The following is a 15428-nucleotide window of genomic DNA, read 5'->3' as shown; positions in this document are numbered from 1 at the left end:
CTTCCGGGAGCCGCGACGCGCGGTTCCGGCCGGGTCGCGGTCGGGTTCAGCCGCTGGTGAGCACCACGTTCCGCGGTTCCTCTCCCGCGGCGAAGCGGGTGAGCTGGTCCGCGAGCAGTCGCTTGGCGCGGGGCAGGAAGGCCGAAGTGGATCCGCCCACATGGGGGCTGATGAGGACACCCGGAGCATGCCAGAGAGGATGCCCAGCGGGCAGCGGTTCAGGCTCGGTGACGTCCAGGGCGGCCTTGATCCTTCCGCTCTCCAGTTCCGCGAGGAGTGCGTCGGTGTCCGCGACGCCTCCACGCCCGACGTTCACGAACAGCGCGCCGTCCTTCATCCTTCCCAGGAAGTCGGCGCCGGCCAGGCCCTTCGTCTCCTCGGTGAGCGGTGTCGAGATGACGACGACGTCGGCCTGCGGCAGCAGGGCGGGCAGTTCGGTGAACGCGTGGACCTCACCGCGCTCCGTGGTGCGCGCCGAGCGCGCGACGCGCGTCACCCGCGCGCATTCGAAGGGAGCGAGCCGGTCCTCGATGGCGGCGCCGATCGACCCGTACCCGACGATCAGTACGGACTTGTCGGCGAGCGCCGGGTAGAAGCCGGAGCGCCACTCCTCCCGCCGCTGGCCCTCGGCGAATCCCGGGAAGCCACGCAGCGAGGCGAGGATCAGGGCGAGGGCCAGTTCGGCGGTGCTCGCGTCGTGAACGCCCTTGGCGTTGCAGAGACGCACCCCGGCGGGCAGCGCGCCGAGTCCCGGCGTCACGTGGTCGACACCGGCGGAGAGGGTCTGCACGACGCGCACGGACTTCATCGCGGGGAGCGGCCTGAGCGCGACCTCCATCCCCTTGAGGTACGGAACGGTGTAGAAGGCACAGTCCGCCGGGTCGGCGGGGAAGTCGGCGCCGCCGTCCCAGAAGCGGTAGGCGAGGCCCTCGGGGAGCCCTTCGATCTGGTCGGCGGCAAAGGGAAGCCATATGTCTGCGGTCATGGTCAGGAGGCTATTCCAAGCCCGCGCGGCCGATGAGGTTAGCTGGGGTCGGCGGGCGGACGGCGGAGGGATGGTGCGGTCAGTTGGAGCGCAGGACAATCGGTGCGACGCCGCTCGAAGTGGGCGCGATCGGACTCGGCTGTATGCCGATGCACTGGGCCTACACCGCTTCGGAGCAGCACGGCGACCGGTCGCTCCGTACGGTGCACGCGGCCCTCGACGCCGGCTCGACCCTGCTCGACACGGCTGACATGTACGGACCGTTCACCAATGAACTGCTGCTGGGACGCGTGCTCGGCCGTCGGCGGGCCGACGCCTTCATCTCCACCAAGTGCGGGCTGCTCGTGGGCGACCAGCATGTGGTGGCCAACGGCAGGCCCGGTTACGTACGGCGGGCCTGCAACGCGTCGCTGCGACGGCTGCGGACCGATGTGATCGACCTCTACCAGTTGCACAGGCCCGACCCCGAGGTGCCGATCGAGGAGACCTGGGGCGCGATGGCCGAGCTGGTGCGCGCCGGGAAGGTACGGGCGCTCGGGTTGTGCGCGGTGGGAGCGCGCGTGTCCCGGCGGAGATCCGGCGCGCACCTGCACGAGGAGACCATCCGGCAGTTGGAGCGGATGCAGCAGATCTTCCCGGTCAGCACGGTGGAGGCCGAGCTGTCGCTGTGGTCGCAGGAGGCGCTGGAGTGGCTGCTGCCGTGGTGCGCGGCGCGCGGTATCGGTTTCCTGGCGGCGATGCCGCTGGGCAACGGCTACCTGACGGGGACGCTCACTCCGGGACAGGGCTTCGAGCCCGGCGACGTACGGGCCCGGCATCCGCGGTTCACGGCCGAGATGATGGCGGCGAACCAGCCCCTGCTGGCGGGGGTGCGGCGGGTCGCCGAACGGCACGGGGCGACACCGGCGCAGGTGGCACTGGCATGGGTGCTCAGCCGGGGGTCTCAGGTGGTCCCGATACCGGGCACGAAGCGCGAGCGGTGGGCGGTGGAGAACGCGCGCGCGGCGGAGTTGCGGCTGACGGCGCGAGACCTGGCGGAGATGGCGGTGCTGCCGCCGGTGCGGGGTCCGTGGAACTGACCTGTGGTCGGCGGGGCTCGCGGTCCCTGCAAGGCGGCGGGGCTTGCGGGATTTGCGGAGCCCGTGGTGCGAGGGGCTTCCCGGGCTTCTGGAAATCGCGTCACGGGGAACCTGAGCCGGAGTCACGGTGTAAGAACGGTAGGAACGCCGCCGTCGAAGGGACCGGAATCATGCAACGCACCGCGATGGCCGCCGTATGCGCCGCCGCCGCTCTCCTGGTGGCCACCGGATGTTCCTCCGGCGGCGGGCTGCTGGATCCCGGGGGCCGCGGAAGCACGGCGCCTGATACGTCCGCACCCGCCTCCGAGGCGGCGCCCGGTCCCTCGGCCGCACCGGCGAAGGGCTCGGTGACGGTGACGTCGACCGTGACCACGGGCCTCGGCTCACCGTGGAGCCTGGCCGAACTGCCCGGCGGCGACGCGCTGGTGTCCTCGCGGGACAAGGCGACGATCCTCCGGGTGGACGCCAGGAGCGGGAAGAAGACCGTGGTCGGTTCGGTGCCGGGCGTCGCCCCCGCCGGGGAGGGCGGGCTGCTGGGGATCGCCCTGTCCCCGTCGTACGCCACGGACCACATGGTGTACGCGTATTTCACCACCGCGTCGGACAACCGCATCGCGCGTATGCGGTACGACGAGACGAAGCCCGCCGGGGAGCGGCTGGGGGCGCCGGACACGATCCTGCGCGGCATCCCGAAGGCCGCCATGCACAACGGCGGGCGGATCGCCTTCGGACCCGACAGGATGCTCTACGCGGGCACCGGGGACGCGACCAGGAAGAATCTCGCACAGGACAAGAAGTCGCCGGCCGGCAAGATCCTCCGGATGACCCCCGAAGGGCAGCCCGCGCCGGGCAATCCCGAGGCGAATTCCGTGGTGTATTCGCTGGGCCACCGCGATGTGCAGGGCTTGGCCTGGGACTCCGGAAAGCGGCTGTGGGCGTCGGAATTCGGCGACCACGACTGGGACGAGCTGAATCTGATCGAGCCCGGAAAGAATTACGGCTGGCCGCTGGTGGAGGGCAAGGCCCATAAGCCGGGTCTCGTCGATCCGGTGGTGCAGTGGAGACCGAGCGAGGCGTCGCCCAGCGGTCTCGCGTATGCCAGGGGCTCGCTGTGGATGGCGGCGCTGCGCGGCGAACGGCTGTGGCGCATTCCACTGGCGGGCCGGGAAACGTCGGGGGCCCCTCAGGCGTTCCTCACAGGGAAGTACGGCCGCCTGCGGGCGGTGCTTTCCCTGGGGGGCGACAGGGTGTGGCTGCTGACCAGCAATACGGACGGCCGCGGCACACCGAAGCCGGGAGACGACAGGATTCTTCAGCTGGACGTCTCGTAACTCGCTGTAAGAAGGTGAGCAGCCCGTGTTCAACATGATCGAGCAGATCTTCGCACCAGGCCGCAAGCATCACCACGAGGAAAAGAAGCGGCTCGACCTGGCCCGGGTCGATGTCAATGCCAACGATCCGGGATACGGCCCCATAGACCTCACCTCCGGGAAGGTCACGATACGAGTGCCGAGCGGACAGCAGGACTGACCGGGAGCCCCGTCAGGGGCCTCCCGGTCACCCGGACGCCTCCGGCCTCCCCGGTCTCTCGGGGAACAGCCGCAGCCGGTGAGCGAGGGCCGCCGCTTCGGTGCGGCCCGAGACGCCCAGCTTGGCCAGGATGTTGGAGACGTGCACGCTCGCGGTCTTCGGCGAGATGAACAGCTCCCCGGCGATCCGGCGGTTGCTGTGGCCCGTCGCGACCAGGCGCAGGACGTCCCGTTCGCGCGGGGTGAGTCCGAGCGCGGTGGCCGGATCGGCGGCGGGTTCCGGCTTCGCCCCCGAGGAGGTCGCCTTTGTGACGTTTTCGGGTGTGAGGCTGACGCGCGCGCGGGCGGCGAGCAGCGTGATGTCCTCGGCGAGGAGGCGCGCACCGAGCCCTACAGCCGTACGGTGCGCGTGTACGAGCGGCGCCGCCGCCCCGGACCGTTGCGCGTGGACGTCGAGCAGGGCGGCTGCCCAGCGGTAGCGGGCCGACGCCAGCTCGAAGGGCCGCCCCTGCCCCGTCGGCCCCTGCGACGGCTCCGCCGGCCGCTCCCCCAGCGCTTCGAAGGCGGCCACGGCGCGCGCCCAGAGCGCCGGGGCCGGTTCGCCTTCCGCGCGGGCCAGCTCCGCTTCGCACAGCAGACCGTACGCACCCCAGACGGATACGAGCGTCGGCAGTCTCTTCAACTGGCCGCGCACGGCCTTGAGCGTCCGCTCCCTGCCCTCGTCCGCGCCCGGCAGGCCGCGCGCGTCCGCCTCCATGGACGCCGCCGCGCGCAGCAGCGGCAGCGCGTAGCGCTGGGCGCCCGGCGGGAAACCGTCCGCGACGACCCGCTGGAATTCGGTTCGCGCACCGGCGAGTCTGCCCTGTCTCGCGGCGGTCTCCATCGCCAGGCGAGCCGGGGTGATGACGTGCTGCGGCTGCGGATCGTGCGGGCCGAAGGCGCCCCGGATCAGGGCCAGTTGGCTCTGCGCCTGTTCGATATCGCCACGGGCCAGGGCCAGTTCGGCACGGCGTAAGGCGATCAGGCCGCGAGCCGTACGGGAGTGGGCGACGCCGGCCGCCTCTTCGAGGACCGCGTCCGCCTCGGGCCAGCGGCCCAGGGAGAAGAGGGAGAGGGCCAGGTGGGCGCGCACGCACGCCTCCCTGTCCGCGAGGCCGCGCCGATGACAGATCTCGACGCCGCGCTCGGCGGCGGCCACGGCCTCCGTGGACCGGCCCATGCCCTCCAGCGTCGACGGCAGGTACACGCTGACGCGCCCCAGGATCTCGACGGCCTCCCTGGCTGCCGCCAGTTCACGTACCTCGTACATCTCGGCGAGCCCGTCCTCGACGCCGCCCGCCTCCGCTGTCAGCCGGCCGCGGACGAGCCGGGCGTGCAGCCCGGTGTGCTCGGCGCCGACCAGTCCGGCGTACCGCACGGCGCGGTCCGCGGCGACCAGCGCCTCTGGTCCGGGCCGGTGCAGCGCGCCCCAGCCTGCGACGTTGACGAGGATGTCCGCGTGCACCCCGGACGGGGGCAGTCCCCGCACCAGTTCCTGCGCGGTGTCCAGTTCCAGCCGCCCGTCGCCACGGGCGAGGTCCTGTACGAGACAGGAGCGCTGCGTCCAGAACCACGCGGCGCGCAGCGGATCGTCCCGTCCCTCCGGGCCGCGTGTGGCCCTCTTGGCGAGCGCCAGGGCCCGTTCGGGGGCACCGCCGAAGCGGGCGGCGACGGTCGCCTCCGCCAGCAGGTCCGCATGGCACAGCGGGTTCGTTCTGTCGCTGCCGCCCGGCGGGCGGACCTCGATGTCGTCCGGGGGCCGCAGACGGGCCAGCACCTCCTCCGGCGCTTCGTCCCACAGCTCCATGGCCCTTTCCAGCAGGCGCAGTTGCTCGGAGTACGCGTACCTCCTGCGGGCCTCCACGGAGGCCCGCAGGACGACGGGGAGAGCCTTGGCCGCGTCGTGCGCGTGGTACCAGTGACTGGCGAGGCGGGTGGTTCGCTCGTCGGCCCGTACGAGCGTGGGACCGGCTTCCAGCGCCTCGGCGTAGCGGCGGTTGATCCGGGACCGTTCGCCGGGGAGCAGGTCGTCGCTGACGGCCTCACGGACCAGCGAGTGACGGAAGCGGTAGCCGTCCCCGTCCTCCGTGGGGACCAGGATGTTGGCGCCCACGGCGGCGCGCAGGGCCGTGATGAGTGTGTCCTCGGACAGCCGCGCGACGGCCGACAGCAGGCGGTGTTCGACGGCGGTGCCGCCCTCGGCGACGATGCGCGCGATCCGCTGGGCGTCCTCGGGGAGGGCTTCGACGCGTACGAGCAGCAGATCGCGCAGGGAATCGCTCAGTCCCGCACGACGGCCGGCCGTGAAGGAGCAGGCCAGTTCCTCGACGAAGAAGGCGTTGCCGTCGGAGCGTTCGAAGATCTCGTCCAGCAGGGCGGGGGCGGGCTCGGCGGCCAGGACGCCGGTCAGCTGGTGCCTGACCTCCGCGCGGCTGAAGCGGGACAGTTCGACCCGCTGTACGGAGCGCAGCCGGTCCAGCTCCGCGAGGAGCGGACGCAGCGGGTGGCGGCGGTGCACGTCGTCGGCGCGGTACGTGGCGATCACGACGAGGCGGCCGCGGCGGAGCGTTCGGAAGAGGTAGGCGAGGAGATGACGGGTGGAGGCGTCCGCCCAGTGCAGGTCCTCCAGGACGAGCACGACCGTACGGTCCGCCGCCAGGCGCTCCAGGAGCCTGACCGTCAGTTCGAAGAGCCGCGCGGTGCCGTGCTCTTCGAAGGATCCGGCGCGCTCCTGACCCAACTCGGGCAGGATCCTGGCCAGTTCGCCCTCCTGGCCGTCCGCGGCCGCTGCCAGCTCCTCGGGCAGGCCGCGCCGGAGGGAGCGCAGCGCGGTGGAGAAGGGCGCGAACGGCAGTCCGTCCGCGCCCACCTCGACACAGCCGCCGGCCGCGACGACGGCCCTCTCGGCGCGGGCGGTGTCAAGAAGCTCCGTGACGAGCCGGGTCTTGCCGACTCCTGCCTCGCCGCCGATGAGCAGCGCCTGCGGCTCGCCCGCCGTGGCGCGGGCGAGCGCTTCGGTGAGTACGGTGAGTTCACGGGCCCGGCCGACGAACACCGGGCTGACGGACCGGTTCTGCACGCTGCCGAGCATCGCACAGGCAGCTGACCGCGCGGCGCTCACCGTGGGCCGAAGCGTCCTCACGAGGTGCGGCCGAAGCGGGCCCGCAGCCGGTCCACCCGCCCTTTCACGGTGTCACCGGCCGCACGCCGTTCCTGCTTGCGGATCGTGCGCAGCTCCTCTTCCAGCCGCCGGCTCTCGGCCTGGCGGAGCAGCTCATCCGTGTGCGGCTTCTGGAGTTCGGACCCGAACATGGTCATCTCCCTTGGGCGAAGGCGTGGTCGCTTGTGGCGATGCCTCGACCTTCGCCGCCCAGGGGGCTCGGCCGCATCGGGCAAGTGCCCCATCTCCGGGCCGCCCGGGACCTCAGGGACGTCACACGGACGGGCCCAGGCCTAAGGCCTGAGACACCCGGGGGCACCGGAGCCCGCGGTTCGCCCGGCCGCCGGGCAGACGGTTCGCCCGGCCGCCGGGCAGACGGTTCGCCCGGCCGCCCGGCAGACGTCGTCGTCGGCGGGCGCGCGGCCCGGGCCCGGCCGGTGCCCCCGGGACCGAACATGCCGCCGGGGCCCTCGTAAGGGCCCCGGCGGCATGGTGGACGGGCGTAAGACGGGCGTGGGTCAGCCGGCCGGCGGCGCGACGGGCGGGGTGGCCGGGGCGCTCGGCAGAGCCGCGAAGAGGTCGAAGTACATGCCGAGGGACACGATCACACCGATGGCGCCCAGGACGACCGCGGCCACGGCGAAGGGGCGCACCCAGTTCGCCTTCTGCGGCAGCAGGAGCGCCACTACGGCGACGATCAGCGCCACGAGGGCGACGGCGCCGTTGATCAGGGCGGTGACGTGCCAGCCGTCGCCGTAGCCCTCGGAGATCTGCTGCGCGATGGTGGCGTTCTGCGGCATGTTGATCTGGCCGACGAGCGTCTCGCGGGCGGCGCCGATCTGGCCGGTCCAGCTGCCGGTGAGCGCGACGATCCCGAGGCAGAGCGCGACGATCGCCGAGGACGCGGCGGCGAGGCCGGACGAGGCGCGCGGGGTGAACTCCTCGTCGTCGCCCAGTACCTCCGGCTCCTCGGCGTCCAGCTCGTCCGTCACGACGGCCGGCTCGCCCGCGGTCTCGGTGCCCGGACTGTCCTGCGCGCTCGTGGCCGTGGTCCCGGCCTTCGTGGTCCCCGCCTCCGCAGCCTCGGGCGCGGTGGCTTCGGGCGTCTGCGACTCGGGGGTCTGTGTGTTGGGCGTGGGGTTCATGAACCGCACGCTAGGTGCATCGTCTGAGAGGTTTCTGAGAATGGCGAAGACCGATAGCCAACTGTTGTGATGCGGGCCGGACAGCGGAGTGTTTCCTTCACCTTCGCCACCGCCCACCCGTAATGCCCGAATGCCGGTTTCAGTGCGCCGCCTCCGGCTCCTGTCCCCGCCACTCGGGGGCCAGAACGGACCAGACCTCGATGTCCTGGCGTACCCCGCGATACGGATAGCTCTCCCGCAGCACACCGTCGCGCCGCATGCCGAGCCGCTGGGCGACCCGGACGCTCGGGCTGTTGGCGGAGGACACCAGCCACTCCACGCGGTGTATCCCGCGTACGTCGACCGCCCAGTCGATCAGCACCCGCGCGGCGCGCGTGACCAGCCCGCGCCCTGTGGCGGCGGGCTCCAGCCAGCAGCCGACCTCGCACGTACCGTGGAGCGCGTCGAACTTGGGGAACATCACCCCGCCCACGAGCGCGGCGTCGAGCCAGATCCCGTAGATCCGTCCGCTGTCCGCCGCCTGCTTCTCGGCGAACGAGGTGAGCAGGTCCCGCGCCGAGTCCACGTCGCAGACGCGCTGGGCGAGCCGGATGTGCTCGTCCACCAGGCCCCTGGCCCGGTCCATGTGGGCCAGGAACTCCTCGGCCTGATAAGGCTCCAGAGGGCGCAGCTCAGCCCCGTCCCCCAGCGGTATCGCGAACATTCGGAACCTCCCGCACACCGTACGAGCGAGGGCCGGCCCTCGCTCGTGTCCTGTACACGGATCTTCGCACGCGCGAGGGGGGTGCGCGGGAGCCCCAAGTGGGTTGTTCCGGGTTCCCGCGCACCACCGCGCGTATCAGCCCGAGACGCTTACCCGCCCGTTCTCGATGTGCCCCATGAGACGCCGGCGGAAGCGGACGCCGGCGCCATCGGGGCCGTCGGAGGGACGGTCGCCGCGGGGGTGGCCGCCGTCCGCCGTCCCGGCGGTGATCTCGATGTCGTACCAGCCGTGCGCGTCGGCCGCGGAGTGCACGATGTCCCTGCTGCGCCCGGGCTTCACGGTGATGCTCCGGGTCCAGTCGGCCAGATCGGCCTCGTCCACGTAACCGAGGGGCCGCACCGTGAAGGTGACGGGCCGGTCGCCCCTGTTGCGCAGCGTCAGACGGACGTCACGGTCGTGGTGGTCGACGGCCGAGGTGACCTCGGCGCCCTCCCCCGCCACCGGCCCGGCGAACTCGCGGCGGAAGCCGTTGGGGCCGGTGACCGTGAAGCGGTACGCGGCCGGCTCGCCGTCCTCGCCCCGGGCGAGTCCGGTAAGGGGCACCGTCCATTGCGCCGTGCCCCTTACATCGCGGTGCTGGGGAACCTCGAACTCACCGGCGTAGGGATACAGCGTGAAGTGCGCGCCGGCGCGCCCTGTGTTGCTGAGCACCAGCCGGAGGACGTCGCCGTCGACCTGCCCGTACGCGTCCGTCTGGTACGGCAGCGGCCTGGCCGGGCGGACACCCGTCTCCTGGACGGGCATCCGCTGCTCGGCGGGCGGTTCCGGCGCCCAGCGCTCCGAGAACGGCGGGACGGCCCCGGGCCGTTCGACCGCGGGCAGCGACCGGCCGTGCCGGAAGTCGAAGGCCGAGGTCAGATCGCCGGTGACCGCGCGCCGCCACTCCGTGATGTTGGGCTCGGCCACCCCCGTCCACTCCTCCAGGAAGCGGACGACCGAGGTGTGGTCGAAGACCTGCGAGCAGACGTATCCGCCGACGGTCCACGGCGAGACGATCAGCAGCGGCACCCGCATACCGAGTCCGGTCGGCCGCCCCTCCCAGCGCTCCTCGTCGGCGTCGACGGGCGCGACGGGCGGCGGGACGTGGTCGAAGAAGCCGTCGTTCTCGTCGTAGTTGATCAGTACGACGGTGTGCCGCCAGACCTCCGGATGCGCGCCGAGCGCGTCCAGCACCTTGTAGACGAGGGACGCGCTGGCGACGGGCGACGAGGCGTCGGGGTGCTCGGAGTCGATCGCGGAGGGCACGAGGTAGGACACCTCGGGCAGTGTCCCCGCCGCCACGTCGGCCCGGAAGCGGTCGGCCAGCGTCCCGGTCTCCACACGCCGCAGCCCGCGCTCGAAGAGCGACCGCTCGTGCTCGGTCAGCGCGGCTACGCCTTCTTCGAGCGCGGCGAGAAGCCGCTCGCGCACGGCGGGGTCCTCGGTGTCCCGCACGGCGGCGTAAAAGGCCTCCATGTACGTGAATCCGGCCGCGCCCGGCTGCCCGGTGAGGGCGCGGGCGGCGGTGAGTGCCTTGCGGGCGACGGTCTTGAAGGTGGTGAAGAACTCGATGTTGTTGTCGGTGAAGTTCTCCCACTCCGTGTACGTCTGCCAGCTGTGCCCGGCCTTCTCAAGCCGCTCTGCGTACGTCGGCCAGGGATATCCGGGGTGGGTGTCCTCCTCGTACGCGTCATTCCCCACGGCCCGCCGCCCGTCGGCCTCGAACCCGGTCCAGCCGCTCCACAGGTGGTTGCGGTTCGGGCTGGTGGAGGAGTGGATGGAGGAGTGGTAGGCGTCGCAGACGGTGAACGTGTCGGCGAGTTCGTAGTGCAGCGGGATGTCACGCCGGTCGTAGTACGCCATGGTCGCGGGCGACTTGGCGGAGACCCAGCGGTCCATCCACCCGTTGTTCCAGGCCGTGGCGCCACCGTCCCACGAGTGGTCGAGCGCCCCGATGTACTGGAGGTCCTTCTGCTGCGCCCTGGCCGCGCCCCGGACGGAGAACGGCAGGACCGTGCCCGAGGGAGCCGGCTGCTCGAAGACGGACGCGCCGGAGGGCAGCTCGACGGCGTTGCGGTCCCCGAACCCGCGCACACCGCGCAGGGTCCCGAAGTAGTGGTCGAACGAACGGTTCTCCTGCATGAGCACCACGACGTGCTTGATCTCTTCCATGCCACCGGCCGGAGGCTCGGCGGCCAGCGCCGCCTGGAGAGAGGGCGGCAGCAGTGACCCGGCGGCAGCAGCGCCGAGGGCCCCGGACCCGAGGGCGAGCATTCGTCTGCGCGAGATCTCCGGTGTCATGCCTGCCTCCAGTCGTCGCCCCACGGTCCGCTGGTCAGCGAGCGGCCACTGATGGGTGGTTTCGCGGGGACGCTAATGAGACCGTGTGTCAGGAGTGAGGCCCGGGGACATCCGCGAGATGAACGTCAGAACGGTGGGGCGGGGCGACGGGGCCGGGGAGCGAGTCCCCCGCTCAAGACGGCGCGGCCGCCATTCAGGACCTCGGCACCGGCCTCGTCAGGCGCCCCGCCGAGACCACCACCGCGTGCCTTCTCGCCGCGATCCCCGCCGCGTCGTCGTCCGCCGTCGCCGGTTCCGGGCTGCCTTCGCTCCATGTCATCGCCAGGCCGACCAGCAGCGCGAGCAGCAGGTGCGGCGGCAGCCCCGCGTCCACCTTTCCCTCACCCTGGGCCGCCGACAGCGCGCGGAGTTTCGCGGCGTTCGCCTTTTCCGCGATCGGCAGCACCTCCCCCGGGCGCTCCAGGCTGTGCCAGCGCGCGAGGCGCATCAGATGCGGGTGGCCGATGTGGAAGTCGAACAGCGCGCCCGCGTATCCCGGCAAGTCGTCGGCGTCGAACGGCGCTGCGTCCAGGATCTCCTTCACCGCGTCCTCGTACACCGCGTCGAAAAGCTGATCCTTGCTCCCGAAATGCACGTAGATCAGGTTCTTGTTGTATCCGGCCGCCGCGGCGATGCGGTCGACGCGCGCGCCCGCGATGCCGTGCTCGGCGAATTCGCCGGTCGCCGCGCGCAGCAGGCTGGTCTTGGTGGTACGGGAGTCTCTGGCCACTCCAGCATCGTAGTCAGCGGCGCCCCGGCCCCGGGCCCGTCCTCTGCGGGGCACGGCTGATAACCAACCAGTCAGTCACCCTCTCGGGCCTGACCCGCACCACCATCCCCCCACGTCACGCACGGGCAACTCGCCACCACCTCGTGCTTGCATCCCCCGGCGCTCAGATTTACAGTGAAGTAACTGGATAGTCAGTTACTTTGCTGTGGCCATCCACCCACTCCCTGAGAGGCATCGCCATGTCGCAGTCGCAGGTCTGGTTCATCACCGGCAGCTCGCGCGGCCTCGGCCGCGCCATCACCGAAGCGGCCCTCGCCGCCGGCCACCGGGTCGTCGCCACGGCGCGCAAGCCCGCCCAGCTCGACGACCTCGTCAGCAGGTACGGCGATCAGCTCCGGGCCGTGGCGCTCGACGTCACCGACGGCGAGGCCGCGCGCGCCGCCGTCCGGGGCGCGGCCGAGACGTTCGGGCGGCTGGATGTCGTCGTCAACAACGCGGGGTACGGAGACCTGGCCGCCATCGAGGACGTCACCGACGCCGACTTCCGCGCGCAGATCGACACCAACTTCTACGGCGTCTACCACGTCAGCAAGGCAGCCGTACCGATCCTGCGCGCGCAGGGTTCCGGACACATCATCCAGATCTCGTCCAGCGGCGGCCGGATGACCACGCCCGGCCTCGGTGCCTATCAGGCCGCGAAGTGGGCGGTCGGCGGGTTCTCCGAGGTGCTGTCGCGCGAGCTGGCCCCGCTCGGCGTGCACGTCACGATCATCGAGCCCGGTGGCCTGCGTACCGACTGGGCCGGTTCCTCGATGACGATCCCGCCGGTCAGCGAGCCGTACCGGGCGACCGTCGGTGCGATGGTGGAGATGCTGCGCACCGGTGACGGACGGCAGCCCGGCGACCCGGCCAAGGCCGCGCGGGTCATCCTCGGACTGCCCGATCTGACCGAGCCTCCGCTGCACCTGCTGCTCGGGAGTGACGCCTACGGCTACGTGACCGCTTCCGACCGGGCCCGCACCGAGTCCGACACGAAGTGGCGCGAGCTGACCGAATCCATCAATTACGACGACGTCACGGGCGGCACCGCGGGCGACGCCGTATAACCCTCGGCGCCCGGCAGCTCACCGCTCGGCATCTCACCGCGCGGCCACACCAGCAGCACCGGGCACTCCGCGTGGTCCACCACATAACGCCCCGCCGCGGCCAGGCTGTGCGGGCCCGGGACGGTGGTGTCGCCGTCGCGGGCAAGGATCAGCAGGTCCGCGTCGGCCGCCGCGCGGATGACTTCGTCCTCCACGCGGCCGTGCCTGTCGAGGAGTTCGCACGGACGGCCGAGCCGGTGCGCGGCCGCTTCCAGGATGTCGGCGGCCGACGAGCCCGAGAGCGCTTCGAGGGAGTCGGCCGGGTCCCGGTCGGGGCGGTTGCCGCGGCCCAGGAGGTCCGCGTAGGCGTCATGCGCGGCGGCGGCGACCTTGTCGTCGCTGATGTGGAGCAGCACCACATCGGCGTCCGCGGCACGCTCGCGGGCCGCGTCGACGCAGGCGGGCCAGCCGGCTTCGGTGATCCACACCAGGACGGTCGTCCGCACGTCCGGATCCTCGTCCGCGTCCATGTCCATGTTCATGTCCATATCCATGTCGGTCACAGGGGCAGCCTCCCACCACTTGCGAAGTGCCCGGCCCTGCCGCGCCCAAGCATGCGCGTGGCCCCGAAGGAGGTCGTCACTTCGGGGCCACACACGTTCAGAGGTCAGGCCGGCAGGTGGAACTGCTGGTTGGAGCCGCCGAAGCAGTCCCAGATCTGCAGCCGCGCCAGATTGGCCGTGTTGTTGTCGGTGACGTCCAGGCAGCGGCCGGAACCGGAGTTCACGAGCGTGTTGCCCGTGCCCTTCGCCCACTTCTGCGCCGCGGTTCCGTTGCAGTCCCAGATCTGGGTCTTGGAGCCGTTGGCCGTACCCGCCGAGGCGACGTCCAGGCACTTGCCGAGGGACCGGATCGTGCCGTCGGTGCCCACCGTCCACTGCTGCGCGGCGGTGCCGTTGCAGTCGTAGAGCTGCACGGCCGTTCCGTTGGCGCTGCTCGCCGCGTTCACGTCGACACACTTGCCGCCCAGGCCGGTGATCTGTCCCGTGCCCTGCGCGGGCGGGGTTCCGCCACCGCCGCCGCCCGAGCCCGTGATCCCGTTGAAGATGCTGGAGAACTGCCAGGCGCTCTGCGAGGTGCCGCTGCAGGTGTCCGACAACTGGCCGTTGGATCCACAGGCCTTGTCGCGGCCCAGGGCCCAGAAGGCGAGTTCCTGGATTCCCTTGGACTTGGCGAAGCTCGCCAGCGTGCTGGCGTTGCCCGTGCTGAAGACCTCGGACTGGACGTCGTTCACCCCGATCATCGGGGTGTTGCCCTCCATGGCCCACAGCTGCGCGTCGGTCTTGCCGGTCCAGATCTTGCCGAGCTGGCCGTGCAGCGCGGTCGCCGCGTCGGTGGCCGCCTTGCCCATGTCCAGGGACGGGCCGTAGTCCATCGTCATGACGTTGACGAGGTTCACGTCGAGGTTGTTGTTCTTCGCGTTGTTCAGCAGATTGAGCGAGTTCTGCAGCAGTCCGCTCGGGTCGACCGGGAGCGTGTACTGCACGTCGAGCTTCCTGCCGGCCGTGGCGTACTCCGACTGGAGCTGCGCGAGTGCCTGGTTGCGGCGGGTGTTGGCCGTGGTGTTGTCCAGTGTGCCGCCCTCGATGTCGAGGTCGATCCTGGTCAGGTTGAGCCCGTCGATGACCTTCTTGTACTGGGCCTTCAGCGCGGAGACCGACGTACAGGACACGCCGAGTTCCGTACCGGAGGCGCCACCGAAGGAGACGATGACATCGCCGCCGGCGGCGCGCGCCGAGTTGATGGCAGAGGTCCAGCTGCCGTCGGTGATGTCGGTGTCGCCGTTGAACTTGGCGTTGCAGCCGCCCGCGTCGATGACGAAGGCGAGAGTGAAGTACTTCAGCCCGGTGGCGTTGCGGACGGTGGTCATCGCGGAGGGCGACGCCCAGGTCTCGACGTACGGAGCGGCGTACTGAGCGGGGAAGCCCGGTCCGGGGTTGGCCGCGGCGCTTGCGCTGGTACCGGTGGCGACGACCGCGGTGGCGGCCAGGGCGAGAACAGCGGGCGCGACGGCCAGGGCTCTCTTGCAGGATCGGAACACAGGGGGACTCCTGTCATGGGCGCATCAATGCACGAGTGTGGAGGTGGAACACAGGCAAGTGCTGTCGAGACGTGATGCGGCCTGCCGTTCACATGGGGAAACAGGGGCCCCTCACATGAACCTGCTGGCACTGGGAGAAGTAAAGGACTAGACCAAGGCCGCGTCAATCCCCCGCGCGCAACGGAGTTGAGGCGCAGCCGGGTCGGTCCTGTCCGGGTTGGGGCCTGTCCGGGTTGGGGCCTGTCAGGGTTCAGGCCTGCCTCGCGTTGACGCGGGTCTGTGTCAACGTGCGTCCGTGTCAAGGTGTGTCCGCATTGGCAGGGCGTCCACGTTGACACGCGTCCGTGTCAACGCGTCGACGGTCGCGCGGCGACGGCACCGCGAAACGGCGGAGGGGCGGGGCCCCGACCGGTGGGGCGCCCCGCCGCCGGGGGGGTTGTAAACGGGGGCGCCCGCGGGGCGCCGCGGGGCGCGGGGGGGGGGGCGGGCGCGG

General features: G+C 71.4%; 13 protein-coding genes. 4 read left to right on the top strand and 9 right to left on the bottom strand.

The annotated features are described in order from the left end of the window. Positions 1-46: 46 nt before the first annotated feature. Positions 47-985, bottom strand: coding sequence for a 2-hydroxyacid dehydrogenase (locus tag ACIP6N_RS22475; RefSeq protein WP_401818018.1), 939 nt, complete (start codon positions 983-985; stop codon positions 47-49). Positions 986-1068: 83 nt separating this feature from the next. On the opposite strand from ACIP6N_RS22475, the gene ACIP6N_RS22470 reads away from it, so the two are divergent. The 3 genes from ACIP6N_RS22470 (at position 1069) to ACIP6N_RS22460 (ending at position 3594) form a co-directional block, all read left to right on the top strand. Beyond that, positions 1069-2064 carry an aldo/keto reductase gene (locus tag ACIP6N_RS22470; protein ID WP_401818016.1) on the top strand — a complete coding sequence of 332 codons (996 nt, stop codon included), beginning with the start codon at positions 1069-1071 and terminating at the stop codon, positions 2062-2064. A gap of 170 nt (positions 2065-2234) precedes the next feature. Further along, the gene (locus ACIP6N_RS22465; RefSeq protein WP_401818015.1) at positions 2235-3395 is read left to right on the top strand and encodes a PQQ-dependent sugar dehydrogenase; all 1161 of its coding nucleotides are present in this window, start codon (positions 2235-2237) and stop codon (positions 3393-3395) included. A gap of 34 nt (positions 3396-3429) precedes the next feature. Then, on the top strand, positions 3430-3594 hold the full coding sequence (locus tag ACIP6N_RS22460) for a DUF6191 domain-containing protein (protein WP_401818364.1): 165 nt from the start codon (positions 3430-3432) through the stop codon (positions 3592-3594). 27 nt (positions 3595-3621) lie between these two features. Here the strand turns inward: ACIP6N_RS22460 and ACIP6N_RS22455 are convergent, their stop codons facing one another. The 6 genes from ACIP6N_RS22455 to ACIP6N_RS22430 all read right to left on the bottom strand — a co-directional run bounded on the left by ACIP6N_RS22455 (position 3622) and on the right by ACIP6N_RS22430 (position 11749). Then, on the bottom strand, positions 3622-6723 hold the full coding sequence (locus tag ACIP6N_RS22455) for an AAA family ATPase (protein WP_401818361.1): 3102 nt from the start codon (positions 6721-6723) through the stop codon (positions 3622-3624). A gap of 47 nt (positions 6724-6770) precedes the next feature. Beyond that, positions 6771-6944 (bottom strand): hypothetical protein, encoded by a 174-nt coding sequence (locus tag ACIP6N_RS22450; protein WP_401818013.1) that lies wholly within the window; start codon positions 6942-6944, stop codon positions 6771-6773. Positions 6945-7310: 366 nt separating this feature from the next. Then, entirely contained in the window at positions 7311-7937 is a 627-nt protein-coding gene (locus tag ACIP6N_RS22445; RefSeq protein WP_401818012.1) for a hypothetical protein, read from the bottom strand. Positions 7938-8076: 139 nt separating this feature from the next. Then, positions 8077-8640: a GNAT family N-acetyltransferase gene (locus ACIP6N_RS22440; protein ID WP_401818009.1), complete on the bottom strand. Its 564-nt coding sequence runs from the start codon at positions 8638-8640 to the stop codon at positions 8077-8079. 135 nt (positions 8641-8775) lie between these two features. Beyond that, complete coding sequence (locus tag ACIP6N_RS22435) at positions 8776-10980, bottom strand: phosphocholine-specific phospholipase C (protein ID WP_401818007.1); 2205 nt, start codon at positions 10978-10980, stop codon at positions 8776-8778. Between the two features lie 193 nt (positions 10981-11173). After that, complete coding sequence (locus ACIP6N_RS22430) at positions 11174-11749, bottom strand: TetR family transcriptional regulator (protein ID WP_401818005.1); 576 nt, start codon at positions 11747-11749, stop codon at positions 11174-11176. Positions 11750-11988: 239 nt separating this feature from the next. On the opposite strand from ACIP6N_RS22430, the gene ACIP6N_RS22425 reads away from it, so the two are divergent. Continuing rightward, on the top strand, positions 11989-12855 hold the full coding sequence (locus tag ACIP6N_RS22425; RefSeq protein ID WP_401818003.1) for an oxidoreductase: 867 nt from the start codon (positions 11989-11991) through the stop codon (positions 12853-12855). On the opposite strand, the gene ACIP6N_RS22420 is transcribed toward ACIP6N_RS22425, so the two are convergent. Next, positions 12813-13388, bottom strand: coding sequence for a universal stress protein (locus tag ACIP6N_RS22420; protein ID WP_401818358.1), 576 nt, complete (start codon positions 13386-13388; stop codon positions 12813-12815). The genes ACIP6N_RS22425 and ACIP6N_RS22420 overlap by 43 nt on opposite strands. 113 nt (positions 13389-13501) lie before the next feature. Then, a complete protein-coding gene (locus ACIP6N_RS22415; RefSeq protein ID WP_401818001.1) occupies positions 13502-14935 on the bottom strand; it encodes a ricin-type beta-trefoil lectin domain protein in 1434 nt (477 codons plus the stop codon). Between the last annotated feature and the right edge of the window lie 493 nt (positions 14936-15428).

The sequence above is a fragment of the Streptomyces sp. NPDC088725 genome (genome assembly GCF_044751305.1).
Classification (GTDB): domain Bacteria; phylum Actinomycetota; class Actinomycetes; order Streptomycetales; family Streptomycetaceae; genus Streptomyces.
Note: the sequence above shows the minus strand (reverse complement) of the source record. Positions and strands in the feature narration are given on the sequence as shown.